General features: G+C 44.3%; 12 protein-coding genes. 5 read left to right on the forward strand and 7 right to left on the reverse strand.

The genetic code is table 11. The annotated features are described in order from the left end of the window. Positions 1–76: 76 nt before the first annotated feature. A complete protein-coding gene (locus AB4238_RS16800) occupies positions 77–721 on the reverse strand; it encodes an MBL fold metallo-hydrolase (protein ID WP_372034468.1) in 645 nt (214 codons plus the stop codon). Positions 722–1,087: 366 nt separating this feature from the next. On the opposite strand from AB4238_RS16800, the gene AB4238_RS16805 reads away from it, so the two are divergent. Further along, the gene (locus AB4238_RS16805; RefSeq protein ID WP_372034469.1) at positions 1,088–3,802 is read left to right on the forward strand and encodes a DUF1566 domain-containing protein; all 2,715 of its coding nucleotides are present in this window, start codon (positions 1,088–1,090) and stop codon (positions 3,800–3,802) included. Between the two features lie 307 nt (positions 3,803–4,109). On the opposite strand, the gene AB4238_RS16810 is transcribed toward AB4238_RS16805, so the two are convergent. Beyond that, positions 4,110–6,152, reverse strand: a complete 2,043-nt coding sequence (locus AB4238_RS16810) for a pentapeptide repeat-containing protein (protein ID WP_372034470.1) — start codon at positions 6,150–6,152, stop codon at positions 4,110–4,112. Between the two features lie 584 nt (positions 6,153–6,736). Continuing rightward, positions 6,737–7,234, reverse strand: coding sequence for a DUF1294 domain-containing protein (locus AB4238_RS16815; protein ID WP_372034471.1), 498 nt, complete (start codon positions 7,232–7,234; stop codon positions 6,737–6,739). A 231-nt stretch (positions 7,235–7,465) separates the two neighbouring features. Here AB4238_RS16815 and AB4238_RS16820 point away from each other — a divergent pair, with 231 nt between their 5' ends. The 4 genes from AB4238_RS16820 to AB4238_RS16835 all read left to right on the forward strand — a co-directional run bounded on the left by AB4238_RS16820 (position 7,466) and on the right by AB4238_RS16835 (position 10,615). After that, positions 7,466–8,755: an alpha/beta fold hydrolase gene (locus AB4238_RS16820; protein WP_372034472.1), complete on the forward strand. Its 1,290-nt coding sequence runs from the start codon at positions 7,466–7,468 to the stop codon at positions 8,753–8,755. A gap of 139 nt (positions 8,756–8,894) precedes the next feature. Further along, the gene (locus AB4238_RS16825) at positions 8,895–9,092 is read left to right on the forward strand and encodes a DUF4250 domain-containing protein (RefSeq protein ID WP_372034473.1); all 198 of its coding nucleotides are present in this window, start codon (positions 8,895–8,897) and stop codon (positions 9,090–9,092) included. A 207-nt stretch (positions 9,093–9,299) separates the two neighbouring features. Beyond that, on the forward strand, positions 9,300–10,004 hold the full coding sequence (arsH, locus tag AB4238_RS16830; protein WP_372034474.1) for an arsenical resistance protein ArsH: 705 nt from the start codon (positions 9,300–9,302) through the stop codon (positions 10,002–10,004). Between the two features lie 242 nt (positions 10,005–10,246). Next, positions 10,247–10,615 carry a GFA family protein gene (locus AB4238_RS16835; protein WP_372034475.1) on the forward strand — a complete coding sequence of 123 codons (369 nt, stop codon included), beginning with the start codon at positions 10,247–10,249 and terminating at the stop codon, positions 10,613–10,615. Between the two features lie 85 nt (positions 10,616–10,700). Here the strand turns inward: AB4238_RS16835 and AB4238_RS16840 are convergent, their stop codons facing one another. From AB4238_RS16840 to AB4238_RS16855, 4 genes are all read right to left on the reverse strand, one after another. After that, positions 10,701–13,841, reverse strand: coding sequence for an efflux RND transporter permease subunit (locus tag AB4238_RS16840; RefSeq protein WP_372034476.1), 3,141 nt, complete (start codon positions 13,839–13,841; stop codon positions 10,701–10,703). Between the two features lie 12 nt (positions 13,842–13,853). Continuing rightward, positions 13,854–15,149: an efflux RND transporter periplasmic adaptor subunit gene (locus tag AB4238_RS16845; RefSeq protein WP_372034477.1), complete on the reverse strand. Its 1,296-nt coding sequence runs from the start codon at positions 15,147–15,149 to the stop codon at positions 13,854–13,856. Further along, complete coding sequence (locus tag AB4238_RS16850) at positions 15,149–16,516, reverse strand: TolC family protein (RefSeq protein WP_372034478.1); 1,368 nt, start codon at positions 16,514–16,516, stop codon at positions 15,149–15,151. The genes AB4238_RS16845 and AB4238_RS16850 overlap by 1 nt, the downstream gene beginning before the upstream one ends. A 268-nt stretch (positions 16,517–16,784) precedes the next feature. Beyond that, entirely contained in the window at positions 16,785–17,174 is a 390-nt protein-coding gene (locus AB4238_RS16855) for a hypothetical protein (protein WP_371992133.1), read from the reverse strand. Between the last annotated feature and the right edge of the window lie 200 nt (positions 17,175–17,374).

Consider the following 17,374-nt stretch of genomic DNA (forward strand, 5'->3'; position numbering starts at 1 on the left):
AACCATGAAAGATCAACAGCCCCTAGTAATAGGCTCGGATTTTTAGTATCTGCGGGGGCCTACAGTCGCTACTGAGTTAATCAAACAGCTGATCAGCAACAAACGGGTTTTGCGCGCGTTCTTCACCAAAGGTCGACAACGGACCATGACCCGGAATGAACTGTACCTCATTACCCAAAGGCCACAGCTTTTTAGTGATAGAGTCGATGAGATCTTGATGGTTAGACTGCGGGAAATCAGTACGGCCAATAGAGCCTCTAAAGAGCACATCGCCGACCCAGGCAATAGCCGCCTCTTTAGCAAAAAACACCACGTGGCCCGGCGTATGTCCAGGGCAGTGCAACACTGATAGCACCTGCTCACCCACCGTCACTTCATCACCCTCTTGTAAAAAACGGCTTGGAGTAAACGGGTCACAATGTACAAAACCAAAATGTTGGCTCTGCTTAGGTAAGCTTTCTAACCAGAAACTATCCGCTAAGTGAGGGCCCACAATAGGAACATTTAACTGCTCTGCAAGGATTTGCGCCGCACCGACATGGTCAATATGGCCATGGGTTAATAACACCTGTTCAATGTGGACATTGTTTTTAGCGGCCTCTTCCAAAATTCGCTCAAGGTTTCCACCAGGATCAACCACAGCCCCTTTCAAGCTTTGCTCACACCAGATTAAACTACAATTTTGCTGAAATGGCGTGACCGGTATTAACTGATACTTCATCGAAACTCACCTAACAATTATTTAGCAGTGCAATGGTTAAAGATTACGCCAACTTGAGCATTTCCTCTATAAATAATTGGTAGAACATGAACTAACGCTCACAAAAGCGGCACATTAAACGCAGCTAATGTTTGATTCGCTCTATGTTTACCTTCCACTAGTGCAACAGCAGTTGCTATTTCCTACACCCTGGTCAGATACATTGCTATTTACGAGCCTTTCCTTGATGCGACTAAATTACAACTATCTGTTATTAAAAACAAATAAAGCTTTACTCGGATTTACCGACTTTTACACTACGCAGCAGCTCACTTACAAGCGCACCTGTAACATGTAACCATACTCATTAACAAACCAAGGTTTAATATGAAAAAGAGGCCGACAAATCTCAAACCATCATTGATGATGTTGTTCTGTACATTGTCACTGCTTGGATGCGGTTCTGGAGACTCCGAGACAGCGCCTGAAGAGAGTCCAATAAACAGTGCGCCAATAGCTGATGCGGGCGAAGATCAAGCTGTGGAGACAGGAACATTAGTGACGCTAGATGCAAGCTCGAGTTCAGATATAGACGGTGACACATTAACCTATAGTTGGACAATAATTTCGTCACCAACAAACAGTGCCACTTTATCCGAACAAACAACCTTAACACCCAGTTTTACAGCGGATAGCGATGGTGAATATATTATCTCGTTAACCGTCAATGATGGTGCAGCTGACAGTCAGACTGATACGGTTATTGTCACTAGCTCATCAGCCACTTTGAATATCAGCTACCCGATTGTCGACACCAATCAAAACACCTGTTACAGCTCATCAACGGGTCAAGCAGAGCCATGTGCAGGGAGTGGCTACGATGCCGATTTTTCGGGAAATCAACCGAGTTACACATTAAGCAGTGACGGCAGTGCAGTGCTTGATAACGTCACAGGGTTAATTTGGCAACAAAGCAGCGATATAAATGGTGACGGAGTATTAGATTACGATGATAAATTATTTCAATCTGAAGCCGTTACACACTGTGAAGAACTCAATATTGCAGGCAGAGATGACTGGCGTTTACCTAGCGTAAAAGAAGCATATTCACTCATCTTATTTAGTGGGAAGGATGCCAGTAACTATCAAGGTACTGATACATCGACACTTGTTCCTTTTATAGACAGTGCTTTTGATTGGGCTTTTGGAGATTTAAATTCTGGAAGTGATCGCATCATTGATGGCCAGTACGCCTCAACAACACTTTATGTCAGCACCACGATGCATGGCGATCCAACCATGTTTGGGGTTAATTATGTTGACGGCAGAATTAAAGGCTATCCAACCGATACTAAAGAATATTACGTACGTTGCGTGGCAGGAAATACTGACTATGGAACCAATGAATTTGTTGACAATAACGACCAAACGGTCAGTGACAATGCTACTGGGTTAATGTGGCAACAAAACGACGCTGAATCAAGCAATTGGGAAGATGCTGTTCAGCAATGCCAATCTGCGACGACGGCGAACTTTAATGACTGGCGATTACCAAATGCCAAAGAGCTACAAAGTATTGTTGATTACTCAGTATCACCAGATACCCATAAGCAAGCTGCTATCAACGGTATATTTAATAGCACTTCGATTGAAAATGAAGAGGCTATGACAGATTGGGGCTATTACTGGAGCTCAACAACTCATGTCGATAATAGTGATGACGGTAGTAACGCAGCTTACGTTTCATTCGGTCGCGCATTAGGCTATATGCAAGGCGCTATATTGGATGTACATGGGGCAGGTTCACAACGAAGTAATGACAAATTGAATGTAGCGAGTGAAAAAGGGGCTGCATCTGCAACAGGCGTAAACGGCGTATTTTATTATAAAGGACCTCAAGGCGATATCTTACGCAACAACAATAAAACTCGTTGTGTTCGAGATTTAGACTCCACAAATAGTGATAGCCAACAATATACCTTGTTCTCACCGTTGCAAGCTACTGACACTTATCTTATCAATGAATTCGGTGATACCGTTCAAAGCTGGCAAAGTGACTATCGTCCGGGGTTATCAGTTTACCTATTAGAGGACGGTACATTATTGCGCTCAGGTGTTAGCGATAACATCGACACCGTTTTTGCTGAGCAAGTGGGCGGGACTGCCGGTATTATCGAAATACTCGACTGGGAAAGCAACCAAGTATGGAGCACAACTCTCTCAACCAACAGCTACTTAAGTCACCACGATGTAGAGCTACTACCCAATGGCAATATTCTAGCCATTGTTTGGGAAGCTAAAACCGCTGAACAAGCTCTAGCATTAGGCCGAACCCAAGTCGCTGCGGCATCATTATGGGCTGATGCAGTTTATGAAATTTGTCGGACTAGTGCAGATAACCCATGTGCTGATGGCGAAATAGTTTGGCGATGGAGTGTTTGGGATCATATTGTGCAAGATGTAGATGACACGATAAGCGCTACCTATGTATCAGATTTAGCAGCGCACAGTGACAAGGTTAATCTGAACTACTTTAACGGTTCAGGCTCCTCAGACTGGACTCATATAAACTCGGTTGACTACAACGTTAACACTAACCAAATACTACTAAGTGTGCATAACTTTAATGAATACTGGGTGATAGATCATAACAATGAGAATAAGGGTATTGTCTCTAGAGTAGGAAACCCTGCGGCTTATAATGGTACGGGTGAGCAAACGTTATTTGTGCAGCACGACGCGCAATGGATTGATGAGGGTTTAGCGGGCGCAGGAAATATTCTGGTGTTTAATAATGGCACTAACAGACCGGAAGGTAATTACTCTTCGGTGGATGAGTTTTGTGCTACAGAAAACGATTGCTCCGCCGGTGAAATTCTCAATAGTTATCAGGAAGGTGTATCTGGCGAATTTTATGCAGAACGTATTTCAGGTGCTCAACGGTTAAGCAATGGTAATACTCTCGTTTGCGAAGGTACTGAAGGCCGTTTTTTTGAATATGACAGCAACCATGACATTACTTGGGAGTATAACTTTGGTTCAGCGGTGTTTAGAGCAACACGATATGAAAGTGACTATCTAGGGTTATATAAACTCATTTAATCAAACAAGACATCAAAGGCAATTTAGCAGTGAATTCACTCTGCAATGTTGGCAACCTTGACTCAAATAACAGTAAAAATTAACGATGGCTGTCTATATATTTTATTGAAACTATTTATAAATCTCTTATAAAACAGTCTATTGTAGGTTTTACCTGGGGTCCAGCAGTGATTACTAAGATTAGTCACAATTTGGTAGCTGAATAAAAACAGATACAGGCACTTATTAAATTAGGTTAGCTCGAATCCAAATCGAGCTAACCAGATTACTGAATAAACACCCTGTTATCAGTGAGTTTTATCTGTGACTAGCAGCCTTTTGGAAATATCCAAACTTCAACAGCACCATTTTTACTGCCAAAGTCATCACCAGATGCGCCAGGCGTTGAAGGTGCAGTCTCTTTAGTCGGAGCGCTATTACAGGTAGTCGTTGGGATAATCGACCAGCTTCCGCCACCAGCTCCTGCTCCATCATCGCCAGCACCACCGCCACCATAGCCACCACCACCGCCGCCACCGCCAGCACCGCTAAAGCTATCATCGGCATTACCGCCTCTGCCGTTCGAGCCGACCCCAGGGTCACCATTTACCCATTCACTGTTCAGCCCTAAAAAACCTTGCCCGCCTTGACCACCAATGCCATCTTTACCGCCACCAGCGCCACTTCCTCCATCTCCCCATTCATCTGTGCTGCCACCATCGGCTCCACTGTCAAAGCCTTGTCCGACACCAATCGTTCCTTGACCTATGATTGATGAGGCCGCAATGCCACCATTGGCGCCATCTGTACCATCGTTAATCCAACCAGATGAGTCACCGCCACCGCCACCGCCAGCAATAAGTATCACATCGTCCTCAAGTGAAGCTGGGCTGCTATCTGCAATCATGACCAGTGTCGAAGAGCCTCCATCACCATAGATATTACTTAGTGTGCCATTTTCACCGAGGAAGAAATTGAATGAAGTTTGCCCATAACTGTCTAGGAAATGAGATAGCGTCGTGACAGTTGATGCAAAACCTGCTTCGCCGCCATCGCCACCAGAGGTCCAAAGCCCGCCATTAGAACCTATACCGCCTTCTCCACCCCAAGCTAAAATTGCCATCGGAGTGTCATTGTCCAGTGTGGTATCAAAAGATGAGCTAACTTGACTGAAGATATCGACAAGATTGACCGACGTAACCAGCTCTGAAGTATCAATGGCTTCGCAGCTTGTTATTGGTGTGCCGCCATCAACACCAGCATACTCGGTGGTACAAACTTCCTTATCAACGGCTGGCAATAAACATTTATAAACGGTGCTACCATCATCGGTAACATCTTGCTTAACAGAATCGCACGAGTCGGACTCGGCAACGGCTGTTGAATTACAAAATCCAACAGAGGTGATATCGCAAATGCCTCCGTCAGTCCAGGTCGCACCAACAAGATTGGCGTTATCAAAATCTGTATCCGTGATCGTCGCATTATGAAGGTCAGCTGGGGATAATTGCGCGCTTGAAAAATAAGCTCCACTTAGGTTGGCATCACTGAGATCAGCATACGTCATTTCCGACCCACGAAAGTCACCCTTGCTCATATCGGCGCCACTAAAGTTGGTTCCTGTGAGCGTTGATTCGAAAAGATCAACATTGGTTAATATGGCATCAGTTAAATCAGCGCCAGAAAGATCAGCAAATGTGAGTGTTGCATTATCCAAATTTGCATCTGATAAATCGCAATTTTTACAGGCGTTAGTAGAAATAAGCGTGGTCACATTATCATCTGTAGTCTCAGCATGAGCAGAGCTTATCAACAGATTACCTATGTGACTCATTAGTCTGGAAACAATAGAATAGTTGGTACTCTTTATTTCAGACAAGGAACCACTATTAGGCTGCGTCACTAAGAAGGTTAGATCTGTACTTTCAACATGTTCACCGTGGATCAGTACCAGCTGAAATTCCCCAGCTGGCACTATTGCCGATACGCACTCGTCATTGGCTGACATGCTAAGCACTTCTTCGCCATTGCTATTGTTAAGTACCATAGAGTGATTTGAATCGCTGTTACCATCTTCATAGCAAAATGTATGATTGAGGCTACGCGAATATTGGTAAGGTATGAGATCAGTACCTGATTCATCATTGGAGTCATCCGCTGTAGTTGTCGTGGCTGGCTCAAGGAATAAGGCCACGACCCCCTGTTCAGGGTTGGCACGCAAGCGACTATTATTCGCAAAGTCTTTTTCGAGTAAGAAATCTGATTGTATTTCCGTATCATCGTTGCTATTGCAAGCTGTGACGAAAATGAGTGAAAATATTAACGCCAACAGCACGTTAAAGTTGCTGCGGTATTGATTGATAGTCTGCACGTTATTTTCCTTATAATGAAACAGATTTTGCTGAAGTTATTAACGGCCTTTCATTCCATACTTTCTAATTCCGTACCGATTAATTAGATGGCAGCCATTATTAATCAATAGCATAGCGACCCTCATGTTTATTAACAACCACGAGAGCTAACCAAAGCAGGAACTTGAGCTATATTCAGCAATGGATAACGGATAAACACTGGGTATTAAGCAAAGATACAGTCAGACTAAGAGCGATAGAGCCTGGTCAGTTGGCAAGTAGATGTTACTCGGATGAGTCAGCAATATTGTTTAACGAATGAGAGCTTTGCTCAAGTGCAAATCATCAGGGCGATAACCAAAAGCTGTTTAGGCAGCAAGCAAAACGCCGAAAAGTTCGTAATACTCTTTAAGCCGCGGGCAGAACTTGGGGAATCTAAATGCGCTCAGCGGATTTTAGAGCAGTAACAAGTTAACTTCAGCCCAAAGTGGTTTCTATACCCTTCGGTCAGCGTATCTGCCGATATGACTGAAACTCGCCGCTTTTCAATTTCAGTACATCAAATTTACAACTAGCCATTAATAATAGGCCTATTTAGCGAACATTAGCCTTCCCGTATGTAACGCGTAGGGCTTTCGTAGTAGAGATAATTTTCATTGTGAGCACTTAATAGAAACGATACCGCTTTACTAACATGATGATTATCAACGCTTTTAGTCACATATACTTTCAACTCGCTAGTATATTTTTTCAATAAAGTAGAACCTTCATTGGTATGCATCCCAACAACAAATGCGATGTTAATTAAGACTGTAAACATGAACGTTAACCGAAAACTTTGCTTCTTACTTTTATGTCGAAGTTTTTGCTGTGCAACTATAGCGCCTGGCCAACCAAAACATAATGAATATATATGGAGTGTACTTTCAGAAACTCGCCATTCATTTTTCTGAGCAGCCCTTTTATCTTTTGCGTAGATTAAATATGTTAATAAGCTCGCTATAATGAATATTAAGGAGACGATTGGAGGCAAATAACCTAGGTAAAATGATACACATAATGCTATTGATAAAGCATAAATGGGTAGATAGTGAAATTTCATAGTCAATCTCTAACAGCTTATTCAACAGCAATACCATAACTAACAAGGCTGTCTAATTATTCAAGTCACTCTATCACCGACAAATAATTGCTGCAAAAGGATTTTTTAAAAACCTCATGCTCCGTACAATTAACTCTTTACTAGAAATTTACAGCACGACTGTCCGATTTCGGTATACAATCTTCAGCCTCATTGCCCCTATAATAGTTAACAACAAATAAGGCGAACAACATGATCCCACAACTCACCTTTGCAGGCATGGTTGCCCATAAACATACTTTCACCCTGCCCCTTGATTATCAGCAGCCTAATGGTGAAAGTATTAATGTTTTTGCCCGTGAACTGGTTAGCCCTGAAAACCAAGATAAGCAGTTGCCTTTTATAGTGTTTTTTCAAGGTGGTCCCGGCTTTGGTGCGGTCAGGCCCGCCGCTACTGGAGGCTGGATAAAACGAGCACTGCAAGAATTTAGAGTGTTGCTGCTCGATCAGCGCGGTACCGGGCTATCGACACCTGTAAGCTCTGCTAGCCTGTCGCATTTAAATTCAGCGCAGCAAAGTCAATACTTGAGCCACTTTCGCGCCGACAATATTATCCGCGATGCCGAGTCTATTCGTCAGCAATTGGTTGGTGATGATAAGTGGTCTATTCTAGGGCAAAGCTTTGGTGGATTTTGTGTTTTAAAATACCTTAATGATGCACCTAACGGCGTTGAAGAAGCTTATATTACTGGCGGTATTCCGTCGCTAAACCGCAGTGCCGATGAAGTCTACCAAGCCACATACCAGCGAGTTATCGCTAAGAATAATGACTTTTTCAGCCGTTTTACTGATGCGCAAGAGTTGGTTAAAGCACTAGCACAACATATTAGCGATAACGAGGTAAGACTGGCCACTGGCGAGCAACTTACCGTTGAGATGTTACAACTGCTCGGCATAAACATAGGCATGGAGCAAGGTCCAGAGAGCGTCTATTATCTGTTGGAACATGCGCTAATCACCACAGCAAGCGGTACCATAGTCAACCCGCTATTTTTGGCACATTTCTGCCAGTTACTCGATTACAACACCAACCCCATTTTTGCCTTACTGCATGAGTCTATTTATTGCCAGCAAAGCGCGTCAAACTGGTCAGCTCATCGAGTAAGACAGCAGTATCCGCAGTTTAATTACAGCGCCGATAAGCCATTTCTATTCACCGGAGAGATGATCTACCCGTGGATGTTTGAGCAGTTCAATAACCTTAAGCCGTTAAATGAGGCTGCGGCTATGCTAGCTGAAAAAAGCGATTGGCCGATGCTATATCAACCAACAAACTTAGCAGAGAACAAGGTGCCTGTTGCCGCAGCGATATATAGCGAAGATATGTTTGTTGAGATGCGTTATAGCTTAGAAACCGCAGCGAAAGTGGGCAACTTAAAGTACTGGTTAACCTCTGAATATGAGCACAACGGTATTCGTATGGATGGCGAGCATATTTTGGACAGATTAATTGCAATTAATCGTGGGGAAAACTTACGTTAATTAAGAAACACTTAAGCTTACCTCGACATAATGTAATCTGTTCCTCACCTGTATCACCTTTGGCAAGCCTCATTTAGGCTTGCTTTTTTTTGCCTCAAAAACCATATTTAAAGCCTCTCTCATATTGAGGTTAACTCTGATGGACATCACTCATCTGGAACAGCTTAGCTCTGCAACATTGCTTGGGATCGTTAACGAAAAACTCAGATTGACCTGCAACGACCAAGCCGCGCTTTTTTATGAGATGGATATTGATAAGCAATTGCTAGACTCTAAGCTTGCCGAAATCGGTTACCACTATGACCCGCTCAGTAATCAATATAAAAGTCTCAAATAAGCCAAGGTAGTCAGTTTGAATGGCAACAAAAGTATTAAATTTTATTTCCATAATTCCAGAAACGTGGATATTTGTAGTTATAATCGTTATTATCATGCCTTTATAAAAACTCACGGCCAAAGATCACTCGTAACAGAAAGGTCCCTAGCCCCGTTAGATCAGACAAATTACTTTTATTTCAATATCACCAACGATACAAGGATAAGTATGAATAATATAGCGCCAATAAGTGGAGCTTCACTCAAAGACTTCATCGGACAACCGAAAAGTACAGAAACGCTAAACCACTCGCCAAGAGTACTCATACTCTATGGATCAATTCGAAATGGTTCAATCAGTAAAATGTTGGCGGTAGAAGCAATGACACTGCTGCAATCTATCGGCGCTGAAGTTAGAATATTCAATCCTGAACAATTGCCAGTATTTGACTCCGCGAGCACAAATAACTCACGCGTAATCAAATTAAGGGAGTTAGCAATTTGGTCTGAAGCCATGGTGTGGTGCTCTCCAGAAGTTCATGGCAATTTTACAGGTGTTTTTAAGAATCAAATCGATTGGTTACCGTTATCTACAGGTTCAATTCGACCTACACAAGGTAAAACTTTGGCTCTAATGCAAATTAGCGGCGGTTCGCAGTCTTTTAATGTGGTAAATAATATGCGCATACTAGGCCGTTGGATGCGTATGTTCACTATTCCAAACCAATCCTCAATCCCCAAAGCTCACCAAGAGTTTGATGACGCTGGTAAAATGAAACCCTCTGCTTTTAGAGACCGGGTTATTGATGTCCTGCAGGAGCTAGTTAAAATGACTTTACTGCTAAGGCAGCATTCAGATTGGTTAACTCACCGATATTCGGAGAACAAATTATCAATTGCCCCGCTCTCAGTTTTATGTTGCAGTAACGAGTAACAATTCTTAGCGGTGCAATTAGCGTGATCAGGTTCGTTTGCGCCGGGCTATTTTAGATATGCCCCTCCATTTTGGTTGGACTAAAAAGTGACTTATTTTACCTTTTCAATTGAGATAAACCCAATTTGAATCAGTTCTAGCACTTAAGTCACAACAAAATAGTTAATACTCTGAACTCATTAGGTTCGATTACAAGAAGTACATAGCTCACGGAGAATATTGTGATAAACAAAGGAAGTTGTTTGTGCAACAGAGTTAAATATGAAATTGATGGCAAACTTAAAGATGTATTAAATTGCCATTGCAGTAAACTACATGGCGCAGCATTTAGAACTCGAGCTCAAATAAATACCGCTGACTGGCGTACGATTCAAGGTCAGCAGTTCATTAAATTCTATGAATCATCACCGGGTGAACATAAAGGTTTTTGTTCTGAATGTGGCTCCAGTCTATACACAAAGTTTGATGCAAAACCCGAGGTCCTCGGTTTTCCTTTAGGTACATTAGACACCGATCCCAAAGTGACTCCATCTCGTCATATCTTTGTCGGTAGTAAAGCACCTTGGCACGAGATTGCGGATAACATACCGCAGCAGCAAGAGTATGAATAATACCAACTTATCAAAGTAAAAAAGATACGATAAAGGCTTAGCCTTTATCGTATCTATCATTAACAAAATTGCTGCTTGCTACAGCTTAACTCGTTGCAGAACTCTGTTTACGGCTAAAGCGATAAACCAATGAGTAAAGCACTGGCAAAATCACTAACGTCAGTAACGTCGACGAGATAATACCGCCTATCACGACTGTGGCCAGCGGTCGCTGTACTTCTGCACCGGTTCCGACATTAAGCGCCATCGGCACAAAGCCAAGACTTGCCACTAATGCCGTCATCATCACAGGGCGTAAACGTTGGCTTGCACCCTGCTTAATCGCCTCAATAAGCTCTAGCCCCTGCAGTTTAAGCTCTTTAATAAAGCTCAGCATCACCACGCCATTTAGCACCGCAATGCCTGATAGTGCAATAAAACCTATCGCTGCTGAGATCGACAATGGCATATCACGCAATACTAAAGCCAATACACCGCCTGTAAGCGCTAAAGGTACGCCACTAAAGATGATGAGCGAGTCACGCACTGAGCCAAAGGCGCTATATAACAGACCAAATATAAGCAGAAGTGTTAATGGTACTAAAATCATTAAGCGATTCGATGCAGATTCTAGCTGCTCAAAAGTGCCGCCATATTCACTCCAGTAGCCACTAGGTAGCGCGAGCTCATCCGCCATCACTTTTTTAGTGTCTTGTATAAACGAGCCTAAATCCCGTCCATCAACGTTGGCTGTTACCACTACATGGCGTTTACCACTTTGACGGTTGATTTGGTTAGGGCCGACTCTAAAGTGCAGCTCAGCCACTTCGCCCAAAGGCACATAGCTGAGATCGGGGTTAAGCTCGCTTGACAGTGCTATAGGGATATTGGCTAGCTTGTCGAGATCTTGACTGATCTCATCCGCCATTCTCACTACCAGCTTAAAACGTCTATCACCTTCATAGATAAGGCCGACTGGTATGCCCGAAACTGCTGTTTGTAGCGCTTGTTGCACGTCAACAATCGTCAGCCCCAACAAGGCTAAATGATCGCGGTTAGGCTCGACCGATAACATTGGCAGACCAGACATCTGCTCAACACGTACATCAGTTGCGCCGTCTATACCTTGGAACAATCCAACAGCGCGGTCACCCGCCTCTTTTAAGGTATCGAGGTCATCGCCATAGATCCTTAATGCCACATCGGCGCGCACACCGGCGATTAACTCGTTAAAGCGCATTTCAATCGGCTGGGTAAGCTCATAGTTATTACCCGGCACTTGCTCAACATGCTCACGAAGTTCATCAACAAACTGCGCTTTGGTCTTAGTCGGATCAGCCCACTGCGACCGTGGTTTGATGATTAAGATGGTATCGGCAACACTTGGCGGCATAGGGTCGGTTGCCACTTCTGGTGTTCCCACCTTTGAAAATACCCGCTCAACTTCATCAAGCTCACTAATCACTACTTCAAGCTTTTTCTGCATCTCAATCGATTGTTCAAGCCCAGTACCGGTGATCCGCATGGCATGCATGGCGATATCCCCTTCATCGAGTTTTGGCAAAAATTCAGAACCTAAACGACTCAGCTGAACACTGGTCACCACCATCAGCACGATAGCGCCTGCAATGATAATAAAAGGACGTTTAAGCGAGAAAAACAGCACTGGCTCATAGGCTTTACGTGCACCAGCCATCAGCCAGTTTTCTTTCTCGTTCACTTTGCCTTTTACAAACAGCGCGATGGCCGCAGGTACAAAGGTGACCGAAAACAGTAAGGCACCGATCAGAGCCGCTACAACGGTGAAAGCCATTGGGTGGAACATTTTGCCTTCGACGCCGCTCAATGCAAATATCGGCAAGTAGACCAACATAATGATCAGTACACCAAACACTGCCGGGCGAAACACCTCTTTGGTCGCATCAGCAACCACTTTAATGCGCTCTTCAAGTACCAGTAAGCGACCGTATTGATGTTGCGCCATGCCTAAGCGGCGCAGGGCATTTTCGACAATGATCACTGCACCATCGACAATAATACCGAAATCAATTGCACCAAGGCTCATCAAGTTGCCTGATACGCGATTGGCGGTCATCCCAGTAATGGCAAATAACATACTCAAAGGGATAACTAGCGCCGCAATCAGTGCGGCGCGAAAATTACCCAGCAGCGCAAACAGCACCACGATAACCAGCACAGCGCCTTCAAATAGGTTTTTCTGTACCGTTTCAATTGCTTTGTCGACCAAGGTTGTGCGGTCGTACACCGCTTCTGCCACTATACCCTCAGGCAAACTTGCATTGACGAGCTGGAGTTTCTCTCCGACCTCTTTGGCCACTACGCGGCTGTTCTCACCCAGTAACATAAACGCGGTACCCAGCACGGTCTCTTCGCCGTTTTGACTGGCGGCGCCGGTACGCAACTGCTTACCGTAAAACACGTCGGCAACATCGCCGATTCGCACAGGTGCGTCATCACGTTTAGTGATCACGACTTGGCGAATTGACTCAAGGTCTTTCAGCTGCCCTGGAGAGCGGACTAACCATTGCTCGCCGCTGCGCTCGATATAACCGGCACCTGCATTGCGGTTATTGAGTTCAAGTGCACTAATGACATCATCAACAGTCACCTTAAATGCCAATAACTTTGCTGGCACTGGCGCGACTTGATATTCGCGCTCATAACCACCCAAGCTATTAATTTCTGTAACGCCTTTCACTTTTACCAGCTGCGGGCGGATGATCCAGTCTTGAATCGTACGCAGATCTTCAGCGTTATAAGGCGTGCCATCTTCTTTTACCGCACCATCAAGGGCGCGAATGGAGTAAGTAAATACTTCGCCTAAACCACTACTAACAGGGCCAAGCGCAGGTTCGGCTTCTGCAGGTAGCTCACTGCGAACGCCTTGTAAGCGTTCACTTATCTGCTGACGCGCCCAGTAGATATCAGTGCCCTCTTCGAAAATGACGGTCACTTGTGACAAGCCATAACGCGAGATTGAGCGGGTATAATCGAGGCTTGGGATCCCCGCCATCGCATTTTCTATTACATAGGTCAGTCTTTGCTCCGACTCAAGTGGTGAATAGCCAGCAATTGCGGTATTGATCTGTACTTGCACATTGGTAATGTCTGGCACTGCATCAATAGGCAGTTTTAGAGTGTTATAAACCCCTAATAGCGCAATGAGCAGTGTAATCGCTAGTACCAATAATCGCCGTTTAAGGGCGAATGAGATAATAGTATCCATATGGTTTCGTCCTTAGTGTACGTGCTTAGCAGCGTTTTTCATGATGTCAGCTTTAAGCAGGTAGCTGTTTTCAGTCACGTACTCAGCGTTTGGCTCAAGCCCTTCTAGCACTTCAACAAACTCACCATCTGATTCGCCTAGTGTTAGCATGCGCGCCTCAAAGATATTACCGTGTTTAACAAAAACGGTAGGCTTGTCATTAAAGGTTTGTAGTGCATCCGCACGAACCGCGAGAGCAACCTTTTTTGAACGCGTTTCGATGTTAGCTTGCACATGCATACCAGGACGCCAGTGGCCGTCAGGGTTCGCAATAACGGCGCGTACTCGGGCAATATGACCGCCAGTCATGACAGGCGCAATGTAGCTGATAGTGCTAATGGCTTTACCTTCGCTGTGGGTTTCATCGCTATTGCCGTGGTCATCATCACCAATAGTCACCTTTTGACCGAGCGTTACTCTGGCTAAGTTTTTTGGAAACGCTGACATATCAATCCACACTTTTGACAGGTCGCTGACTCGCAACAGCGCTTGGTTAAAAGTGCTATCACCTACCGACAGCATCTGCTCTGTGACTTGACCTTTTGCAGGGCTTTTAACGGTATAACGCTGTAAGGTTGATGAGTTTCTTACCGTGGCGATCACTTGGCCTTTCTCTACACTGTCACCGACAGTCACATTCAGCTGCTCGATAACCCCAGTATAAGGTGCTGACACACTAAACTGCTGGTCAGTTATAGCACTCACCACGCCGAACAATCTGTCGACAAAATGCAGCTCTTGTGAGCCGCTTTTAGCGGTTTCAACACCCGATAATGCCAGTAAGCGATCATTAATCTTTACTCGGCCGGTGTGGTTTTCATAGTGCCAATCATAATCATGTTCTTTAAATCCAGCGTGAACCTCAACATCAAATGAGTGTGGTTCGCGTACACTGGTTTGGCTGACCAGATATTGCTCCTCAGCGGCAAAACTAACCTTATCGATGGCACCGCCTAAGCGAGCTAAAGTCACTGAGAGCTTGACTTCATTAGGGTTGACCGGCTCACCTTTATAAAAAGCGTATATACGCATCTCTGGTGGGATCCCAGATTCTGCCACAGTGATCTCTAGTGAGAAATCTTCATGCTCTAACAGTCGGCCGCCGTGTGGCCCCTCCTCTTGGTGCTCCTCCTCTTCCTCGTGACCATGTCCGTGATCGCTACTGGCATTTGCCACACTAACAGGTGCTAACGTGCCAGCAGCCAATAAGGAGAAAGATAAAAGAGTGGCTGCCAGTTGTGCAGGTAAAAAATTAAAATTAAGTTTCATTATCGATTTTCCATTGCCACAACAGGCTTTATGTTGGTGTTAGCGACAGTCATTGACTGTCCAGTAATGCGCTCAATGGCAAGCAATGCCATATATACTGCCGTTTTGGCTTCAATCAGTTCGCGTTCAACGCTGAAAAGTTCTGATTGTGCATCGGCAAGTTGCAGCACATTAGCTTGACCTGTTTGGTAAGCAGATTGAGTATGTTGTTGTAGTTGTTCGGCTAGCGGTAACACTTGTGCTTTTAACAACTGCGCTTGTTTAGCATTGTTGAGCATTGATTGGTGCAGCTCTAACAAGGTCAGCTTCAGTTGTTCACGGGCAAAGCGTTGTTGTTCGTGGGCTTTATCTTCTTGTGCCTTAGCTGCAAGAATATTGCCTTGATTTGGATTAGAAAATTGCAGTGGCATTGAAAAATTAAACATCAATGCACCGTCATCAAAGCCTTCATAGCTTTTCACGCCAACCCCTAGGGTAATGTCGGCCTTAGCTTTAGACTCTTCCATTCGACGCTTGGCAATCAGCATACGTTCAACACTGAGTAGTTGCAGATACTGCGGCGCAGTTTCAATGGCATTGAGCACACTTGCAGCTGTTGGCAACACCTGAAGTGGTACTAGCTCATCGTTAGCTGCCGTAAACTTAACTTCACTTGACCACATGGCAGCCAGCTTTTGTTTAGCAACATTAAAATCGCCATCAATACGCTGCTTTAACACCTTTGAGCGAATGAGACGTAGCTGCATTTTACTGACATCGGCTTGGATCACCGCACCTGCGCTTGCACGGGTTTTAATCGCAGCTAACGAGGCTTGTTCCAGCTCGATACGTCTGTCGATCCAAGTTTGCATAGCTTGTAAACGCAGCAGCTGATAATAGCGCTCAGTGGTTTGCGCTAGCACCTGTAAGCGGGTGGACTCATAATCGCTTAACTGCTGTTTTTGGCCTGCTTGGGCGTAATCAATGCGGTGCTGACGTTTATCCCCCAGTTCAATCAATTGGCTCAGCACCAATTTGATTTCAGCGTTATCAACCCCCTGCATATCTCCGGTACCGAGAATGTTTTCCACACTCACCGATAGCTCAGGGTTAGGAGTAATACCAGCTTGCAAAGTTAATGCTTCACTTGCGCGTAGCGAATAAGGAAATGATTTAAGCGCAATATTGTTAAGCAGTGCTTGCTCTAATGCCCAAGGTAAGCTGATACCAGCATCCGTTGTGGATGCCGAATCTTGCTGCTGTGATGAGGCTAATTGTGCTTTTTCTGCAGCTATACTCTTGGCGCAATACAATGCGGTCAAACAGATAACCACGGTGATCAATGCCCGCTGGCACGCCACCAAGAAGATATTTTTATCTCTTATCACGAGATGAAACTCCTGTTAGTTAAGCCTTTGCTTGTTTTAATCGCAGTAAAAAACTGGAATATAAACAATGCTTTGACTCATTGATCCGAGCTTAGACTTTGCATGTAAATAGGATCGTAAATCGGCAATACATTCAATAACTGGCAATAACTGGCAATAACTGGCAATAACTGACAGTAACTAACCGTAACGGATGTAGAAATGCCTAAGATCCAGCGTATTCGCTAGTCTAATCACTCAAAAATAATTCAATTAAACGAAACAGGGATTAACAATATGGAGGGGGAATAGGTGGAGCGTAGCTGCGGTTTTGATAGCTAATCGCAAACAGAGTACGATCTTCTACACCTGTCGATTTAGCCACTGTGCCTAATTCGACTGGCGGATGACAAGCGGTATGGAAATCATCGCTATGCTCATCTTGTTCGCTGACATCAACCATGTGGCTGCACGCATGCACAGCGCTATCGCAACAGTCTTGTTGTAGCTCAGCTGGCAAACTGTTTTCAAAGTGATGTGTTTGGCTCATGTTTTGATCAACATTATGAATGTCTGCTGCCACACAGGTTGGAAAAATTTGCGACACAAAAACCACCAGCAATAACGCCAGTGTCAAATTAGATTGGAACATCTGCATTGATTTTCGTGAATTAAACAACAACTTTCCTAAAAGCGTAAACTGGCACCAGCCAAACTATTGCAAATGATAACCGCTTTTATCTTGGCGAAATAGCCCTACATGCAAAATGATTTGCGAAACATGATAGAGATCGACAAGCAAGCCAAGTTTTACAAGTTATTAGGGGCTGTTTATCTTTCGAGCTTAGTTTTTGTTCGAATTCTTTACCGTAAGGAATA

The sequence above is a fragment of the Shewanella sp. 10N.286.45.A1 genome (assembly GCF_041470405.1).
Classification (GTDB): Bacteria; Pseudomonadota; Gammaproteobacteria; order Enterobacterales; family Shewanellaceae; genus Shewanella.

What these genes read in the sequence shown, in the direction of transcription:
- AB4238_RS16815 (WP_372034471.1), bottom strand. Translation starts at nt 7,234, where the DNA reads ATGAAATTTCACTATCTACCCATTTATGCTTTATCAATAGCATTATGT.
- AB4238_RS16805 (WP_372034469.1), top strand. Translation starts at nt 1,088, where the DNA reads ATGAAAAAGAGGCCGACAAATCTCAAACCATCATTGATGATGTTGTTC.
- AB4238_RS16840 (WP_372034476.1), bottom strand. Translation starts at nt 13,841, where the DNA reads ATGGATACTATTATCTCATTCGCCCTTAAACGGCGATTATTGGTACTA.
- AB4238_RS16845 (WP_372034477.1), bottom strand. Translation starts at nt 15,149, where the DNA reads ATGAAACTTAATTTTAATTTTTTACCTGCACAACTGGCAGCCACTCTT.
- arsH (WP_372034474.1), top strand. Translation starts at nt 9,300, where the DNA reads ATGAATAATATAGCGCCAATAAGTGGAGCTTCACTCAAAGACTTCATC.
- AB4238_RS16820 (WP_372034472.1), top strand. Translation starts at nt 7,466, where the DNA reads ATGATCCCACAACTCACCTTTGCAGGCATGGTTGCCCATAAACATACT.
- AB4238_RS16825 (WP_372034473.1), top strand. Translation starts at nt 8,895, where the DNA reads ATGGACATCACTCATCTGGAACAGCTTAGCTCTGCAACATTGCTTGGG.
- AB4238_RS16800 (WP_372034468.1), bottom strand. Translation starts at nt 721, where the DNA reads ATGAAGTATCAGTTAATACCGGTCACGCCATTTCAGCAAAATTGTAGT.